12 protein-coding genes are annotated in these 15,250 nt (G+C 71.8%); 8 read left to right on the top strand and 4 right to left on the bottom strand.

Features of this window, described 5'->3' with window-relative positions; all coding sequences use genetic code 11:
- Positions 1-712 precede the first annotated feature (712 nt).
- A complete protein-coding gene (locus tag KIK09_RS36645; protein ID WP_214324029.1) occupies positions 713-1,570 on the bottom strand; it encodes a RecB family exonuclease in 858 nt (285 codons plus the stop codon).
- Positions 1,571-1,672: 102 nt separating this feature from the next.
- Here KIK09_RS36645 and KIK09_RS36640 point away from each other — a divergent pair, with 102 nt between their 5' ends.
- Both KIK09_RS36640 and KIK09_RS36635 read left to right on the top strand, forming a co-directional pair.
- Positions 1,673-2,809, top strand: a complete 1,137-nt coding sequence (locus tag KIK09_RS36640; protein WP_308164520.1) for a site-2 protease family protein — start codon at positions 1,673-1,675, stop codon at positions 2,807-2,809.
- A 244-nt stretch (positions 2,810-3,053) separates the two neighbouring features.
- A complete protein-coding gene (locus tag KIK09_RS36635) occupies positions 3,054-4,517 on the top strand; it encodes an FHA domain-containing protein (RefSeq protein WP_214324028.1) in 1,464 nt (487 codons plus the stop codon).
- Positions 4,518-4,925: 408 nt separating this feature from the next.
- On the opposite strand, the gene KIK09_RS36630 is transcribed toward KIK09_RS36635, so the two are convergent.
- Positions 4,926-7,634: a helix-turn-helix transcriptional regulator gene (locus tag KIK09_RS36630; RefSeq protein WP_214324027.1), complete on the bottom strand. Its 2,709-nt coding sequence runs from the start codon at positions 7,632-7,634 to the stop codon at positions 4,926-4,928.
- A 200-nt stretch (positions 7,635-7,834) separates the two neighbouring features.
- On the opposite strand from KIK09_RS36630, the gene KIK09_RS36625 reads away from it, so the two are divergent.
- Positions 7,835-8,803 (top strand): DUF4145 domain-containing protein, encoded by a 969-nt coding sequence (locus KIK09_RS36625; RefSeq protein ID WP_214324026.1) that lies wholly within the window; start codon positions 7,835-7,837, stop codon positions 8,801-8,803.
- Positions 8,800-9,159, top strand: coding sequence for an effector-associated constant component EACC1 (locus KIK09_RS36620; protein ID WP_214324025.1), 360 nt, complete (start codon positions 8,800-8,802; stop codon positions 9,157-9,159). The genes KIK09_RS36625 and KIK09_RS36620 overlap by 4 nt, the downstream gene beginning before the upstream one ends.
- Here KIK09_RS36620 and KIK09_RS36615 read toward each other — a convergent pair.
- On the bottom strand, positions 9,146-9,628 hold the full coding sequence (locus KIK09_RS36615) for a hypothetical protein (protein WP_214324024.1): 483 nt from the start codon (positions 9,626-9,628) through the stop codon (positions 9,146-9,148). The two genes, KIK09_RS36620 and KIK09_RS36615, sit on opposite strands and share 14 nt — an antisense overlap.
- A gap of 96 nt (positions 9,629-9,724) precedes the next feature.
- Positions 9,725-10,810: a GNAT family N-acetyltransferase gene (locus tag KIK09_RS36610; protein WP_214324023.1), complete on the bottom strand. Its 1,086-nt coding sequence runs from the start codon at positions 10,808-10,810 to the stop codon at positions 9,725-9,727.
- A gap of 54 nt (positions 10,811-10,864) precedes the next feature.
- Between KIK09_RS36610 and KIK09_RS36605 the strand changes: the two genes are divergently transcribed.
- The 4 genes from KIK09_RS36605 to KIK09_RS36590 all read left to right on the top strand — a co-directional run bounded on the left by KIK09_RS36605 (position 10,865) and on the right by KIK09_RS36590 (position 14,645).
- On the top strand, positions 10,865-11,713 hold the full coding sequence (locus KIK09_RS36605; RefSeq protein WP_214324022.1) for a tRNA (adenine-N1)-methyltransferase: 849 nt from the start codon (positions 10,865-10,867) through the stop codon (positions 11,711-11,713).
- A gap of 204 nt (positions 11,714-11,917) precedes the next feature.
- Positions 11,918-13,681, top strand: coding sequence for a proteasome ATPase (arc, locus tag KIK09_RS36600; RefSeq protein ID WP_214324021.1), 1,764 nt, complete (start codon positions 11,918-11,920; stop codon positions 13,679-13,681).
- 251 nt (positions 13,682-13,932) lie between these two features.
- Complete coding sequence (locus KIK09_RS36595; protein ID WP_308164519.1) at positions 13,933-14,166, top strand: hypothetical protein; 234 nt, start codon at positions 13,933-13,935, stop codon at positions 14,164-14,166.
- A complete protein-coding gene (locus KIK09_RS36590) occupies positions 14,163-14,645 on the top strand; it encodes a Clp protease N-terminal domain-containing protein (RefSeq protein ID WP_214324019.1) in 483 nt (160 codons plus the stop codon). The genes KIK09_RS36595 and KIK09_RS36590 overlap by 4 nt, the downstream gene beginning before the upstream one ends.
- The last annotated feature ends 605 nt before the right edge of the window (positions 14,646-15,250 follow it).

Genomic DNA, 15,250 nt, shown 5'->3' with positions numbered 1-15,250 from the left:
GGAATCCCCCTCTCCCCAACGATCTTTCCCCGCGGTCCCACCGTCGTACTACGCGCTGCCCGATGCTCCCGTACGGCAGGCCACCGCCACCGGCCGCCCGCCGCACTTCGGCCGACGGCCCGCTTCCGGCGCTCCCGGCGAGTCGGTGCCCCCACCCCGCCGCAACGCCCTCCGGACCCCACCTACCTCGGCCCCCCTTGCTCACCGCCCGTGCCTCCCCCCCGGCCCCGCCGTCCGCGCCCCACCTCGCTCGCCGCACCCGGCGCCGACTTCGCCGCACTACTTCTCGCCGACGCGGCGCTGGAGTGTGCGTGCCGCGGTTCTGCTGTGGAGGTTGCCTGGGCTTGTGCTGCTCGCCGTGTGCATGCGGCGCAGACTTCGCCGTACACCGTCTCGCCGACGCGGCGCCGGGGAGGGCGCCTGCGGGGCGCACCGGGCCGCGGCGCCTGGGTCCTGGACGTGTCGGAGTGCGCCTGCTGAGGTCCACGCGGTTCGGGACCCACCTGGCCTCCCGCCCGTGATTTCGCCTGGCTTGCCGTCCGCGTCCCACCTTGCTCGCCGCATCTGGCGCCGACTTCGCCGCACTCCTTCCCACCGACGCGGCGCCGGAGTGTGCGTGCCACGGTCCTGCTGTGGAGGCTGGTGCCTGGGGTGCCGGTCGGGTGGGGTAGTGGGGTGGGTGGAGGTGGGGGCGGCCGTGCTGGGGAGGGGGTTAGAGTTCGTCGGTGGCGGAGCGGCGGGTGCGGACGGTGTCGCCGGGTTGGCGGTCGGGGACCGGGGGTGGGGTGCCGCCGAATTCGGGGCAGAGGGACTGGTGGTCGCACCAGTCGCACAGGCGGGAGGGGCGGGCGCGCCACTCGCCCGTCTCCAGAGCGCGCTGGATGGCCGCCCACAGGGCCTGCACCTTGCGTTCCGTGGCGCGCAGGTCGACCTCGTCGGGGGCGTAACGCAGCACCTCGCCGCCGCCGCCCAGGTAGACCAGCTGCAGCAGCCGGGGCACCTCGCCGCGCAGGCGCCACAGCACCAGCGCGTAGAACTTCATCTGGAACAGCGCCTTGGCCTCGAAGTCGGGCCCTGGCGCGCTGCCCGTCTTGTAGTCGACCACGCGGACCTCGCCGGTGGGCGCCACGTCGAGCCGGTCGACGTAGCCGCGCAGCAGCAGGCCGCTGTCGAGAACGGCCTCGACGTAGAGCTCGCGCTCGGCGGGCTCGAGCCGGGTCGGGTCCTCCAGGGTGAAGTAGCGGCGCAGCATGTCGCGCGCCTGCGCCAGCCACGCGGCCTGCTCCTCGGCGTCGGCGAACATCTCGCCGAAGGCCGGCTCCTCGCCCAGCAGCCGCTGCCACTGCGGCTCCAGCAGCTCGATGGCCGCCTCGACCGAGCGGCGCGGCGCCGGCAGGTCGTAGAGCCGCTCGAGCACCGCGTGCACCACCGTGCCCCGCACGGCCGCCTGGGAGGGCTTCTCCGGCAGCTGGTCGATCACCCGGAAGCGGTAGAGCAGCGGACAGGTCATGAAGTCGCCCGCCCGGGAGGGGGAGAGGGCTCCGATGATCTCGGGCTCGGTCAACGTCATGCACCGCACTCTAGGTCAAGAGCCCGACAGAATAGGGGGCACGAAACCAGGATCATGTGATCGGGCGCGTAGCATCAAGGCAGAGGCGACGTCAGGAGCAGTGTGAGCGAGCAGGATCCGCGGCAGGAATTCTCCGGCTTCCGAATGGGCAAGCCCTTCGGCATCCCGGTCTACGTGTCGTGGACATGGTTCATCGTGGCGGCACTCATCACATGGAGCTTCGGCGAGCAGTGGCGTGGCATGCTGCCCGATCTCGACGTGACGGCCGTCTACGCCATCGCGTTCGTCTTCGCGGTGCTGCTGTACGTGTCGGTGCTGCTGCACGAGCTGGCGCACAGCGTGCTCGCCAAGTGGTACGGCCTGCCGGTGCGCCGCATCACCCTCTACCTGCTCGGCGGCGTGTCCGAGATCGAGAAGGAGCCGCCGACCCCGGGCAAGGAGTTCATGGTGGCCGCCGCGGGCCCCGCGCTGAGCCTGGCGCTGGCGGGGGTGGGCGGGCTGGCCGACCTCCTGGTCGTCAACGGCGGCGGCATTCCCGAGGTGCTCGTGAAGCAGCTGTGGGTGTCCAACCTCATCGTCGGCGTGTTCAACATCCTGCCGGGGCTGCCGCTGGACGGCGGGCGGATGCTGCGCGCCGGGGTGTGGAAGCTGACCCGCAGCCCGAGCGCCGGCACCGTGGCGGCCGCGTGGGTGGGCAGGGCGCTGGCGGTGGCGCTGGTCGTGGTGCCGCTGGCGATGACGATGGCCAGCGGGCGCAACGCCGAGTTCACCGACCTGGTCTGGCCGCTGATCCTAGCCTCCTTCATCTGGCTCGGCGCCAGCCAGTCGCTGCGCGTGGCGCGCATCAGGGCGCGCATCCCGCAGGTGCAGGCGCGCTCCCTGGCCCGCAGGGCGATCCCCGTCACGTCGGAGACGCCGCTGTCGGAGGCGCTGCGACAGGCGACGGAGCGCGGGGCGGGCGCCCTGGTCGTGGTCGACCACGAGAGCCGTCCCGTTGCCATCGTCAACGAGGCCTCCGTCCAGGCCACGCCCGAGCACCGCCGCCCCTGGGTGAACGTCGGCTCGCTGGCCAAGTCGCTCGAACCCGCGATGGTGCTGTCGGCCGAGCTGGCGGGCGAGCCGCTCATCGACGCGATGCGCGAGACCCCGTCAGCGGAGTACCTGCTCGTCGAGCGCAGCGGCGAGATCTACGGCGTGCTGGCCACGGCCGACGTGAACCGGGTTTTCAGCGGCGTCTGAATTGTCCCACTCGTCTAAGGGACCGGCCCCGGCTAGTGTCGTATCGAGTGATCGGCTGGTTACGGCGATTCGAGGATCCGTGGGCTGACCGATAGTGTTCGGTTTAGTCACGCTTGCCACAATTAGGGCGTGATCCAACGGTTCATCGAATCGAGACGGTGAACGGGCGACAGCCCGCCGCCGTCTGGGTATGCGTATGGCTGGTGGCGCCGTGACATCGCCGGCTTCCGGGGAGGAGAGTTCAGTGACGGACCAGGGCTTCGGGGTGGTGCGTCCGCTTCCGGGGAAGGGGCTGGTCGCCCACACGGGCGGGCTGCTGCTGGTGTGCGACGAGACGGAGGCCGCCGGCACTGACCTGCTCGAGGCACTGCGCGAGACCGCGGCCTCCGGCGGCGACGGCAGGGTACTGGCCCGCAGGGCCGCCCAGGTGCTCGCCGCGAACATGGCCGACGACCCCGTCACGTGCGCCGTGGCGGGACCGGTGGGCAGCGGCTTCGCCGTACTGGTGAGCGGGTCGGCGGCGGCGTCGGTCAGCACCGACGAGGGCGAGACGCGGCTGGCCGGCAGCGACTCCATGACGTGGGCCGACCGCCTGATCAGCGGGCCGGTGCACAGCGTGCGCCTGAGCCTGCCCGACGCGGGCGAGCCGCACCCTGCGGTGCGCCTCGACGGCGGTGTGGTGCCGGGCGGCGGCATCGTCTGCGACCTGTCCGACGCGGGTCCCGCCCCCTCGCGCCCTGCCACGATGGACATGCCCAACACGGCCCGCTTCCAGGATCCCGAGCTGATCCAGCCGAGCCCGCCGCCGTACCCGATGCCCGAGCCGCCGATCAGCGTGCAGGGACCCCCGCCGCAGGACTTCGCCGCGGGCCCGCCCTCGCAGGACTTCGCCGCAGGTCCGCCCTCGCAGGACTTCATCGCGGGTCCGCCCTCGCAGGACTTCGTCGCCGGGCCGCCGTCGGGGCCGCAGCCGCCGATCCCGCAGGACCACCCGCCGTTCCTGCCGCCCCAGGAGCCGCCGCCGCTGCCCCCGCAGCCGGGCCACTTCCCCTCCTACGACGACCCGCCCGCGGCAGGCACGGTGCCCGAGCAGTTCGAGCCCGCGCAGCAGCCGCCGATGGAGCAGCACTTCGACCAGCCCCCGATGGGGCCGCCCGATCAGGGGCCGATGGGCCCGCAGGAGCACTTCGAGCAGCCCGGGCCGCCCTCGATCGAGCAGGAGCAGCAGGGCGACCGCCCCCTGGTCTACGGGGTCGACTGCAAGAACGACCACTTCAACGACCCGCGCGCGCCCTACTGCGCCGTCTGCGGCATCGCCCTCGTGCAGCGCACGCTCGTGCCCTACCGGGGGCCGCGGCCCTCGCTGGGCGTGCTCATCCTCGACGACGGCATGGCGCTGCCGCTGGAGGCCGACTACCTGCTCGGCCGCGACCCGGAGCGCGCGCCCGAGGTCGCCGACGGCTCGGCCCGCCCGGCCAAGGTGACCAGCCCCGACGGCTCGGTGTCGCGCCGCCACCTGCGGGTGCGGCTCAACGGCTGGGACGTCAACCTGGTCGACCTCGGCTCGGTCAACGGCACCCAGATCCAGCCGCCCGGTGACCCGAACTTCTACGACATCCCGCCCAACGAGGACGTCACCATCGCCCCGGGCACCACGGTCCGCGTCGGCGTCTCCCGCACGATGCGCTTCGAGGGCCACAGGGGATAGTTCATCCTCTCTGGTTTGTACGGCGGGTCAGGTCTGTCCTGGCCCGCCGTATGTGTTGCGTCTGTACGGCGGGCCGCCGCTCCCGGCCGCCCGCCGTACTTGCGGCTGAGGGCCCGTGACCGGCGCTTCCGGCGAGTCGGGGCCGCTTTCCCGCCGCTACGGCGATGTGTCATGCGGGCACCACGGTCCCGGGTCGCCCGCCGTACAAGGCGCCGGCCTCCGCCGACCCAGGTCCCGCCGACCCGGCGCTTCGGTAGGCGGGCACCGCGGTCTCCTTGGCCCGTCGTACAGGGCGCCGGCCTCCGCCGACCCACGTCCCGCCGACCCGGCGCCTGGAAGCCGGGCCCGTGGCTACCCGGGATCCTGCCGGAGCATGACCGCGGGTGCCTGGGCGCCACGAGGGGTGGGTCAGGTGAAGCGGGTGAGGGCGCGGGCCAGGTCGGTGGGGGAGTTGACGCCGAGTTTCCAGTAGGCCTGGTTGCGGTGGTTCATGGCGGTGCGGAGGGCTATGCCCAGGCGGTCGGCGATCTCCCGGTGGGACAGGCCGGCGGCGGTGAGCTTGGCGACCTGGAGTTCCCTGCCCGTGAGCGTGGGGGCGGCCAGGCCGCGCAGCGCGGGCGTGTCAGGGCTCTGGCAGGCTCCCGCGAGCGACCATGCCTCCGTGGCGGCCGAGCGGGCCGCGCGCCCCGACCCGGAGGCGGTCAGCAGCGCCGCGGCCTGAGCGGCCGCCTCGGCGGCGAACAAGCGCATCCCCAGGGACTCGAACCGGGCTGACACCTCCATGAGCCCCGCCGCGTCCCCGCCGGCCAGGGCACGCGCGTGCCGGGCGGCCAGCCGTACCCGGGGGCCGTCCTGGACGGCGGTCAGCTCCTCGAGCCGGGGCAGCGCCGAAGCCGGAGCCCCGAGCCGGACCGCGTCGTGCAGCGCCACCGACTCGAACGAGGCCAGCCCCGCCTCCCGGCAGTCGGCCGCGGCCGCCAGCGCCAGCTCGACCGCCCTGTCCACCTCGCCGGACGCGGCCGCGATCCACACCCGGGTCAGCGCCACCCAGCGCACGAACCCGGTCCACGTGGCACGGTTGCGGGCCAGGGCCTGCTCCAGGCTCTGCCGGGCGGCCGCCGCCTCGCCGCGCAGGGCCAGCACCAGGGCGTAGGCGCCCATGCACCCGCCCACGGTCAGCGCCGTCTCGTGGTTGGCGGGCGCGTGCAGGATCAGCAGCGCGGCGCCCAGCTCGCCGCGGAGCGTGGCCGCGTGCCCGCGTGACAGCGCCAGGCTGCCCTCGCCGCGCGACCAGCCGCGCTGCCCGGCCAGCTCGGCCCGCATGGAGGCGATCGCCTCGTCGGCCACGTCCAGCTCGCCGGCGAAGTAGCCGCACATCGCCCACGTCGAGTGCAGCGGCGACACCAGCGCCGGGATCTCGTCGCGCCAGCCCGCCGCCCCGTCCAGCGCCTCCCGCACCAGCTCGACCGCCTCGCCGGTACGGCCGGCGTAGCAGAGCGCCAGCGCCCGCGAACTCAGCACCTGAGCCCGCGACCCCGCCCCCGGCCGCCCGCCGCCCGCGCCATGGTCCGACGACGTTGCGCGGTTAGCAGGGGAGAGGAGAGTCTCGCTGAGGTCGAGGGCGGCGGCGGGCCTGGCGGGGGAGGAGGGAGGGGAGAGGAGCATGTCGCTGAGGTCGAGGGCCGCTGCTGGGCGGGCGGCGGAAGCCGTCAGTGACAGGCGGCGGACCGCGAGCTCGGCGCGCAGCGCGGGCGAGGTGAGCGACGGCTCGGACGTGGCGAGCAGGTCGAGGGCGTCGCCGAGGCGGTCCACGCCCCAGGCCAGGTTGCTGGCCCGCGCCAGGACGAGCCGTGCCCGGGTTGGCTCGTCGGCGGGCTCGGGCGTGGCGTCAAGCACGGCCCGCGCCCGGTCCGGCTGCTGCGCGTAGTCCAGGACGGTCGCCAGCTGGATGGCGGCGGAGGTGCCCCCGCCCGCGTCCAGAGCGGCCTGACCGAGCCGGATCGCCGTCGGGTAGTCGTGTGCCGCCCACGCCAGCCGGCAGGCCGCCAGCAGCGGTTCTGGGGCCGCGCCGAGGCCCGCGGCCAGTCGCCACACCGTGATCCGCAGCAGGTCCTCCCCGCGCCGCAGCCCGGTCGGCTCCAGCGCCGCCACGAGGTCGGCGTGGCGGCGGCGCCGCCGCAGCGGCGGGCATCGTTCCCGCGACACCTCCCCGTACAGCGGGTGCCCGAGCCGCACGACCTCGCGCCGCCCCTCGACGCTCACCCTGACCAGCCCGCGTTCCTCGGCCTCGAGCACCACCTCCTCGGAGCAGAGCTCTGACAGGGGCCGCACCCCGATCGGCTCGGCGAACGACACATACTCCAGCGCCGCCTTCAGCTCCACCGACAGCGCCCCGATCCGCTCGTGGATCAGGTCGGCCAGCCGCGGCGCCATCGGCGGGTCGCCGGTCAGCTTCCACACGCCCTGGATGGGGTGGAGCGCTCCAGCGGCGCGCGCCGCCGCCACCGCCTCGACCAGGAACAGCGCGTTGCCCTCGGTGATCTCGGCCAGCCGCTTGACGGTCGCGTCGTCGGGCGGCCCGCCGAGCGCGGCGGTGAGCACGGCCGCCAGGTCGCCCTCGCTCAGCGGCTCCACGTCGAAGCGCCGCACATGCCCGTCGCGCCACAGCCCGGTCACCGAGTCCGGCGCGGCCTCCCCGGTCCTGACCGTGGCCACCAGCCTGGCCTGCCCGGACCGCACCAGCGCGGCAATCACCTCGGCCGAGTGGCCGTCGAGCAGGTGCGCGTCGTCCACGGCCAGCACGAGCACCCTGCCCTGGGCGTGCCGCAGCAGTTCCTCGCCCGCCCAGCGCAGCGTGTTGACCAGGTGCGGAGGCTGGACGTGGGGGATCAGGTCGGCCAAGGCGCCGTTGGGGATGGCGCTGGCCGCCTTGGTCGCCCGGATCGGCAGCACCCGGACCTTCTCCGGGCGGAACGCGCCGAGCACCTGCCCGGAAAGCCGGCTCTTGCCCACCCCGGCGGGGCCCGCGATGAGCACGCCCTGCGCGGTGGGGTCGCGCGCCAGCCGTACGAGATGCTCCAGCTCCTGCTTGCGACCGGCGAACGGCCAGGACCTCATAATCGGAGGTTACGCCCTTGATGCTGCCAATGTGATCGAATATCTTCCGTTCTGTGGCGCGGTGGGGGGCGAAATTCGACGTCGATTGCCCGGGATGCGATCGTCGCACGCTGGCGCGTGAACCGGACGGCCCGCACAAGTCATTCCTTCCACCCGAATTACGTCCTTATTCGCTGGCCGTCTGCCAGAACTGCCGCCAGGTGCTCCTGCTGCTGCCGGGCGAGCCCGTGCCGGACGTCGACCCTGAGGACCTGCCCGCCAGGCCCGCCCGTGTGCTGTGGCCGAGCCCCGGCCGCGAGATCGGCCAGGACGTGCCGCCCGCGATCCGCGAGGAACTCCTGCACGCCAGGACGTGCCTGCGCGCAGGCTCGCCCGCGGCGGCCGTCGTGCACGTCAGGCGCCTGCTCGAGGCGGTCTGCGCCGAGCACGGGGTCACCGGCCGCACGCTCTTCCACGCCCTGCGCGAACTGCGCGGGCGCGGCGTGATCGACGGCTGGCTGCTGAACTGGGCCGAGGAACTGCGCGAGCTCGGCAACGCCGCCGCCCACCTGGGCGGCCACACCCCCGGCAGAGGCGAGGCCGCCGACGCTGTCGAACTCGCAGAAGCCCTCATTGATTACCTTTACGTCTTTTCCCCGAAATATCGGGATTTTGAGGTACGGCGGGCAAAACCGGCGAAAAACCTGCAGAAAAGCGTGGCGGTGGAAACGGCCGCCACGAGGCTCCTCCGCAGAACTGGGACCCCGTTCGTCGCCCATCCGTATTCCCACGATCCGGCCCACACCAAATCCCGCGGCGCGGTCGCCGAGGCGCTCGGCGTCCCCGCCCCCCGCATGCTGAAGGCCGTGATCCTCTATCTCGGCGAGCACGCCGTCCAGGCCATCGCCCCCATCGAGGGCCGCGTCGACGAGCACGCGCTGGCGGCGGCGTTCGGCGCCAGGCAGGCCAGGCTCGCCGAACGCGCAGACGTGGCCCGCTTCGGCGACGCCGTGGCCGCCGACGTGCTCAGCCCGCTGGCCCTGCCATACCTGCCGTCAGTCATGGAGAGCGCCGCGGCCGGACAGGAGAGCGTCTACGTCGCCAGCGGCAGGCACGGCCTGGAGCTCGAGCTGGCCCCCGCCGACCTGATCCGGCTGACCTCGGCCAGGACCGCCGCCATCGTGAAGTGAGGACGCCCGTGCCCGACGTGAGCCTGGAAGGCGACCCGGACCTGCTGCACTCCCTGGAGGAGTGGCTGCGCGACGTCGACGCGCTGCGCGGCAGGGTCAGGCTGGAGCAGCGGGCGCCCGCGCCCGGCCGGATGGGCGCCGACCCGGCGCTGGTGGTGGCCGTCGAGTCCGACGGGCAGCGGGCCGCGCTGTCGCGGACGGTGGAGCTGTGGCTGCGGATGCGCGGCGGCGACGTCACGCTCAAGTTCCGCGTCGGTCCCCGCGTGACCGAGCTGGACCTGCGCGGCGACGTGGACGTGGAGCTGGTACTGCGCCAGGTCGACACGCTGATCAGGCAGGCGCTCAGCGACCGCTGAAGGCCTGCACCCCGCGCAGCATCCGCGCGGCCGCCTCCAGCTCGCAGGCCGCCTCGAGCGCCCGCCCCGCCGCGGCCGCCAGCCTGCCGAGCAGGTGCTCGTCCCGCTCGCGGAAGCCGCGCCCGGCCGCCCACAGGAAGCCGTGGTCGAGCGTGGCCATCGGGATCGGCGCCGCCAGGAACCCCGGCTCGCCGACGGACGGGTCGCGCGGCAGCCGTACCGGATCCGCGGACAGCGCCAGCTCCTTGAGCACCCCCGACTCGGCCAGCCACGGGCGCACCCGCAGCGGATCGCCCGGCGGCGCCAGCACGTACACAGGGCGGGCGGCCTCCCGTAGCGGATCGGCCCTGACGAACCCGGCGTAGTCCACGGCCAGCACGGCCGCCGCGAAGGCGGCCAGGTCCGCCATCAGCTCGGCGCTGTCCAGGCGGGGCAAGGCCGCGATGAACTCGATCCTGGCTGGAGGCATGGGGGATCCTCGATGCGAGAGCGCGCATGGACGGTGACTCGGAGTATCACCCGGGCGACCTCGCTTGACCAGACCCCAACCGGAAATTCGGATTTTTCACACGTTCTTGGGACGAAGGCGGAGCCATTCCACGTCGTCGGCATACGTACCGTCCTGAGCGGGGAAGAACTCGCGCTGCACACCCTCCCGGCTGAAGCCCGCCCGCGTCAGCACCTTGTGCGACGCGAGGTTCGACGGGTCGGTGCCGGCCACGATCCTGCGCAGCGCGGTGTTGGCGAAGGCCCACTCCACCAGCAGGTTCACCGCCCGCGTCATGAAGCCGCGGCCGCGGAACTCCGGGACCAGCGAGTAGCCCACCATCGCCTGCCCGAACATCGGCGCCACCTGCGCCAGCTGCAGGTGCCCGGCGAAGGCGCCGGACGCGGCGTCCCTGACCGCCAGCTCGACCCGCTGGCCCGACACCCACCAGTAGCCGGTGCTGCGCATGCGGCGCTCGTCGTCCTCCAGCGTCCCTTCCAGGCCCACGGAGTAGGCGGCCACGCTCGGCTCACGCATCATCCGGTGATAGTCGGCAGCGTCCTCGATGGCGATCGGCGTCAGCCGGACCACGCCGTCGCTCAGCTCGCCGCCGGGGAAGAGCGGCAGATACTGCTCGGCCGGCTCGCCGGAGTCGCGGTGCACGCGGCCGAAGGTCACCACGTCGGCGCGGCGACCGTCGCGCAGCACCTTGGCGTCGCGCCTGCGGCCTTCCTCGCTGAAACCCGCCTTGTAGGCCACCCGGAGGCTGGCCACGTTCTCCACCTCAGCCTGGAGCTCGACCCGCTGCAAGCCTTGGTCGAGCGCCCACTCGGCCACCGCCCTCGCGGCCGTGCCCGCCACGTCGCGGCCCCGCGCCCACGGCGCGACCAGGTAACCCATCTCCGCGGAACCGTGCGGGTCGGGGGCCCGCAGGCCGATCGCGCCCACGTAGGCGCCGTCGCGGGTGATCGCGAACTCCGCGCACTGGTCCGGTGCGCTCTTCAGGTACGCCTCGGCGTCCTGCCTGCCGTACGGGGAGGGCAGCAAGGGCAGGAAACGCTGCGTCAGGGGGTCGTTGCAGGTCCGCACGATCGCGTCGACGTCCTCGGCGGAGGGCGGGCGCAGCACGAGCGGGCCGGCGGAGATCACTTGGCGCGGGAGCATCCCCCATAGATATCGCGCGTAAGGGTGCGTCCGAAAGCCTATAACCTTGCCGCCATGGGTTTCCGCAGGCATGGGCCGTTTCAGGTGGGGGATCAGGTGCAGCTCACCGACCCCAAGAACAAGCGCCACACGATCACGCTCAAGCAGGACGGCGTCTACCACACGCACAAGGGCGCCATCCCGCACAGCGACCTGATCGGGCTGCCTGAGGGCTCCGTGGTGCGTTCCTCCGGCGGCACCCAGTACCTGGCCTTCCGCCACCTGCTGCAGGACTACACCCTGGCCATGCCGCGCGGCGCCGCCGTGGTCTACCCCAAGGACGCCTCGATGATCGTCGGCATGGCCGACATCTTCCCCGGCGCCCGCGTCATCGAGGCCGGCGTCGGGTCCGGCGCGCTGACCTGCTTCCTGCTGCGCGCCGTGGGGCCCGAGGGGCACGTCACCTCCTACGAGCGGCGCGAGGACTTCGCCGACATCGCGCGCAAGAACGTGGAGAAGTTCTTCGGCGGCGAGACCGACAGCTGGCGCCTGGTCGTCGGCGACCTGGTGGAGGCCATCGACGAGATCGACGTCGACCGCGTCATCCTGGACATGCTCGCCCCGTGGGAGTGCGTGGACGCCGCCGCCAAGGCCCTGACGCCCGGCGGCGTGATCTGCTGTTACGTGGCCACGACCACCCAGCTGTCCAAGACGGTCGAGACGATCCGCGATCACGGGAGTTTCACCGAGCCCCACGCGTGGGAGACCCTCCTTCGCGACTGGCATGTCGAACAGCTCGCCGTACGGCCCGACCATCGGATGATCGGGCACACGGGGTTCCTCGTCACCGCCAGGCGCATGGCCGACGGCGTGACGGCGCCGCCGCGCCGCCGACGACCGAAGGGGACCACGGAAGAACTATGACAATTTGGCCACGAGGGTGCGTTGGTGCGTGACACGGGAACAGATCGCCGTGTTCCTATGCTGCATGTATTAAACGCACTATTAGGGATTATTCGCCGAGTACTGATTGTCACTCTACGAACACTGCCCGGCCAGGTTACGGAGGGGCCCGAGATAGGTAAGGTCCTTAGTAGTCGCCCTCGACTGGGAAGGAGGTGACGGGGCGTGGCAGCTCGCGATGATGCTGAGGCTCGAGCCGCGCAGCGCGAACGGGAGGTCGCTGATCTCACAACACAGGTCTCCTTCCTCCAAGAGGAGATCACCGCGCTGAGGCGGAAGCTGGCCGAGTCACCCCGTCAGGCCAGGGTCCTCGAAGAACGTCTCCACGAGGCACAGGCGAATCTCGCGGCCGTGACAGGCCAGAACGAGCGCCTGGTGGCAACACTCAAGGAGGCCAGGGACCAGATCGTCGCCCTCAAGGAGGAGGTCGACCGGTTGGCGCAGCCGCCGTCCGGGTTCGGCACCTTCCTCGAGGCCAGAGAAGACGGCACGATCGAGGTGTTCACCGGCGGCCGCAAGCTGCGGGTGAACGTCAGCCCCGCCGTCGACGTCGACTCGCTCAGGCGTGGCCAGGAGGTCATGCTGAACGAGGCGCTCAACGTGGTCGAAGCGCTCGGCTACGAGACCGTCGGCGAGATCGTGATGCTCAAGGAGATGCTGGAGGACGGCCACCGCGCCCTCGTCATCTCGCACGCGGACGAGGAACGCATCGTCCGTCTGGCCGAATCGCTCGTCGGCCAGCCCATCAGAGCGGGCGACTCGCTGCTGCTGGAGCCGCGCTCCGGCTACGTCTACGAGCGCATCCCCAAGTCCGAGGTGGAAGAGCTGGTGCTGGAGGAGGTGCCGGACATCTCCTACGAGGAGATCGGCGGCCTCAGCCGGCAGATCGAGCAGATCAGGGACGCCATCGAGCTGCCCTACCTGCACGCCGACCTCTTCCGCGAGCACAAGCTCCGTCCCCCCAAGGGCGTGCTGCTCTACGGGCCTCCCGGTTGCGGCAAGACGCTCATCGCCAAGGCCGTCGCCAACTCGCTGGCCAAGCAGGTCGCCGAGCGTACCGGCCAGGAAGGCAAGAGCTTCTTCCTCAACATCAAGGGCCCGGAGCTGCTCAACAAGTACGTCGGTGAGACCGAGCGGCACATCCGGCTGGTCTTCCAGCGGGCGCGCGAGAAGGCCTCCGAGGGCACCCCGGTGATCGTGTTCTTCGACGAGATGGACTCGATCTTCCGCACCCGAGGATCAGGCGTGTCGTCCGACGTCGAGAACACCATCGTGCCCCAGCTGCTGTCGGAGATCGACGGTGTCGAGGGCCTGGAGAACGTCATCGTCATCGGCGCCTCCAACCGCGAGGACATGATCGACCCGGCGATCCTGCGGCCCGGCCGTCTGGACGTCAAGATCAAGATCGAGCGGCCGGACGCCGAGGCGGCCAAGGACATCTTCTCCAAGTACCTCATCACCGAGCTCCCGCTGCACCCGGACGACCTGTCCGAGCACGGCGACTCCCGCGCGGCCACCATCCACGGCATGATCCAGTCGGTCGTGGAGCGTATGTACACCGAGAGCGAGGAGAACCGCTTCCTCGAGGTGACCTACGCCAACGGCGACAAGGAAGTCCTGTACTTCAAGGACTTCAACTCCGGCGCGATGATCCAGAACATCGTCGACCGGGGCAAGAAGATGGCCATCAAGCAGTTCCTCGAAAGCGGGCAGAAGGGTCTGCGCGTGCAGCACCTGCTGACGGCCTGCGTCGACGAGTTCTCCGAGAACGAGGACCTGCCCAACACCACCAACCCCGACGACTGGGCCCGCATCTCCGGCAAGAAGGGCGAGCGGATCGTGTACATCCGCACGCTGGTCTCCGGCAAGCAGGGCACAGAAGCGGGCCGCTCCATCGACACGGTCGCCAACACCGGCCAGTACCTGTAGTCGCTTCTTTGGAAGGGCCGTGCGGGATCCTCTCCCGCACGGCCCTTTCTCCATGCTGCTCCCTGTACGGCAAGCCGGGGGACCGCCAGTCGCCGCACTTCGGCGGGCCTCTGTCCAGGGAGACGCTCCTCCGGCGCCACGGGGTTGCGCGCCGCCACGAATCCGCGGCGTGGCTGTCTTCCCTCAGGCCTGCCGTACGGGCTAGCAACTTGAGTTGACTAACCGAAGTGTAGTCAACTATGGTTGCTTGTATGCCCGAGGTTGAGAATTCCGCGTCGCAGGAGCCCGGTGACGGGCTGGCGGCTGTGGTGGCGTTGCGGCGGCTGGCCGACCAGCTGGAGGACGCCGCCGTCGAGCAGGCGATGCGTGCGGGATGGAGCTGGCCGCAGGTCGCCGAGGCGCTCGGCGTCACGCGCCAGGCAGTGCACAAGAAGCACGCCAAGCGGCTCATCGCCGCGGGCGTCACGCTGAGGAGACGACAGTGAGCGCGTTCGACAAGTATCTACACACGATCATCGTCCACGCGGGGGTCGAGGCGCAGAAGGAGGGCTCGGCGACGGTCGAGGCGCAGCACCTGCTGCTGGCGATCGCCGCCAACTCCGGGAGCGCGGCCCACCGGGTTCTGGCAGGGGCCGGGCTGGACGAGCGGGCCATCAGGGACGCGCTGGAGCGCGAGTTCGACCACAGCCTGGGCGCTGCCGGGGTGTCGCGGGCCGCCTTCGACCTGCCTCCCGCCACCCCCGACCTCACCCGCGACCCGGACATGGGCGCCTCGGCCAAGCTCGCTCTGGAGCGCGGCTTCGCTTCGGTCCCCCGCAAGCGAGACCTGCGCTCGGGCCACCTGCTTCTCGGCATCCTGCAGGCCGAGGTGGGCACGGTACCCCGAGCCCTGGCTCTGGCCGGCATCGACCGCACCGCCCTTCTCGCCGAAGTCCACCAAACCCTCACAAACCCCACCGACTAGCCCCACACCCCAGCTCTCCAGTCCAGGCCCCTCGCGGCCTCACAACTCGACCACCCACGCGTTTCAACCCGGCCAGCGCACGGGATGGGGGCGGGGCATTCGACGGCGGGCCTCGCTGCTCGTGCGTCCAACGCCAGGCAGCCGGACGTGGTGACGACCGTAACGTCTCGCCCGCTCCCGGGCACGATGCCCGCCTTACCCGCCGCCCACGTGCGCCGAGAGCCGCCGTACACCTCCTCGCCGACCCGGCGCCGGAGAGTGGCCCGCCGTTAGGCAAGTGGGGCCAAGGCTTCACGCGCTCGTACCGACGTGCGTCCTCTGCCGCCTGTCGCGCGCGGTCGGAACGCCCTGCCGTACCGGTGGGCGGGCCTCGTGCTCATGCGGCGGCGGGTGTCGCGAACCTGAACCCCAACGCGTTGCCGCCTGATGACGCGTACCCCCGGTCGGCAACTCCGGTCAGCGGCCTCGGCCGGAAGCCCCGGTCGAACAAAGCAACCCCAACCCCAACCAGGCCCGCCCGAGAGGGTGCGGTCTCGATGAGTCCTGCCCTTGAAACGGCGGAGGCGGTGGAGGTGGGTCTCGGGCATGCCCGGCTCCCCGTCCCC

Source organism: Nonomuraea sediminis, assembly GCF_018531495.1.
GTDB lineage: Bacteria > Actinomycetota > Actinomycetes > Streptosporangiales > Streptosporangiaceae > Nonomuraea > Nonomuraea sediminis.
This window is presented reverse-complemented; position numbering and strand designations above follow the sequence as displayed.

Excerpts from the sequence above, each read along its gene's own strand:
- KIK09_RS36595 (WP_308164519.1), top strand. The coding sequence starts at position 13,933 with ATGCCCGAGGTTGAGAATTCCGCGTCGCAGGAGCCCGGTGACGGGCTG.
- KIK09_RS36610 (WP_214324023.1), bottom strand. The coding sequence starts at position 10,810 with ATGCTCCCGCGCCAAGTGATCTCCGCCGGCCCGCTCGTGCTGCGCCCG.
- KIK09_RS36605 (WP_214324022.1), top strand. The coding sequence starts at position 10,865 with ATGGGTTTCCGCAGGCATGGGCCGTTTCAGGTGGGGGATCAGGTGCAG.
- KIK09_RS36615 (WP_214324024.1), bottom strand. The coding sequence starts at position 9,628 with ATGCCTCCAGCCAGGATCGAGTTCATCGCGGCCTTGCCCCGCCTGGAC.
- KIK09_RS36645 (WP_214324029.1), bottom strand. The coding sequence starts at position 1,570 with ATGACGTTGACCGAGCCCGAGATCATCGGAGCCCTCTCCCCCTCCCGG.
- KIK09_RS36630 (WP_214324027.1), bottom strand. The coding sequence starts at position 7,634 with ATGAGGTCCTGGCCGTTCGCCGGTCGCAAGCAGGAGCTGGAGCATCTC.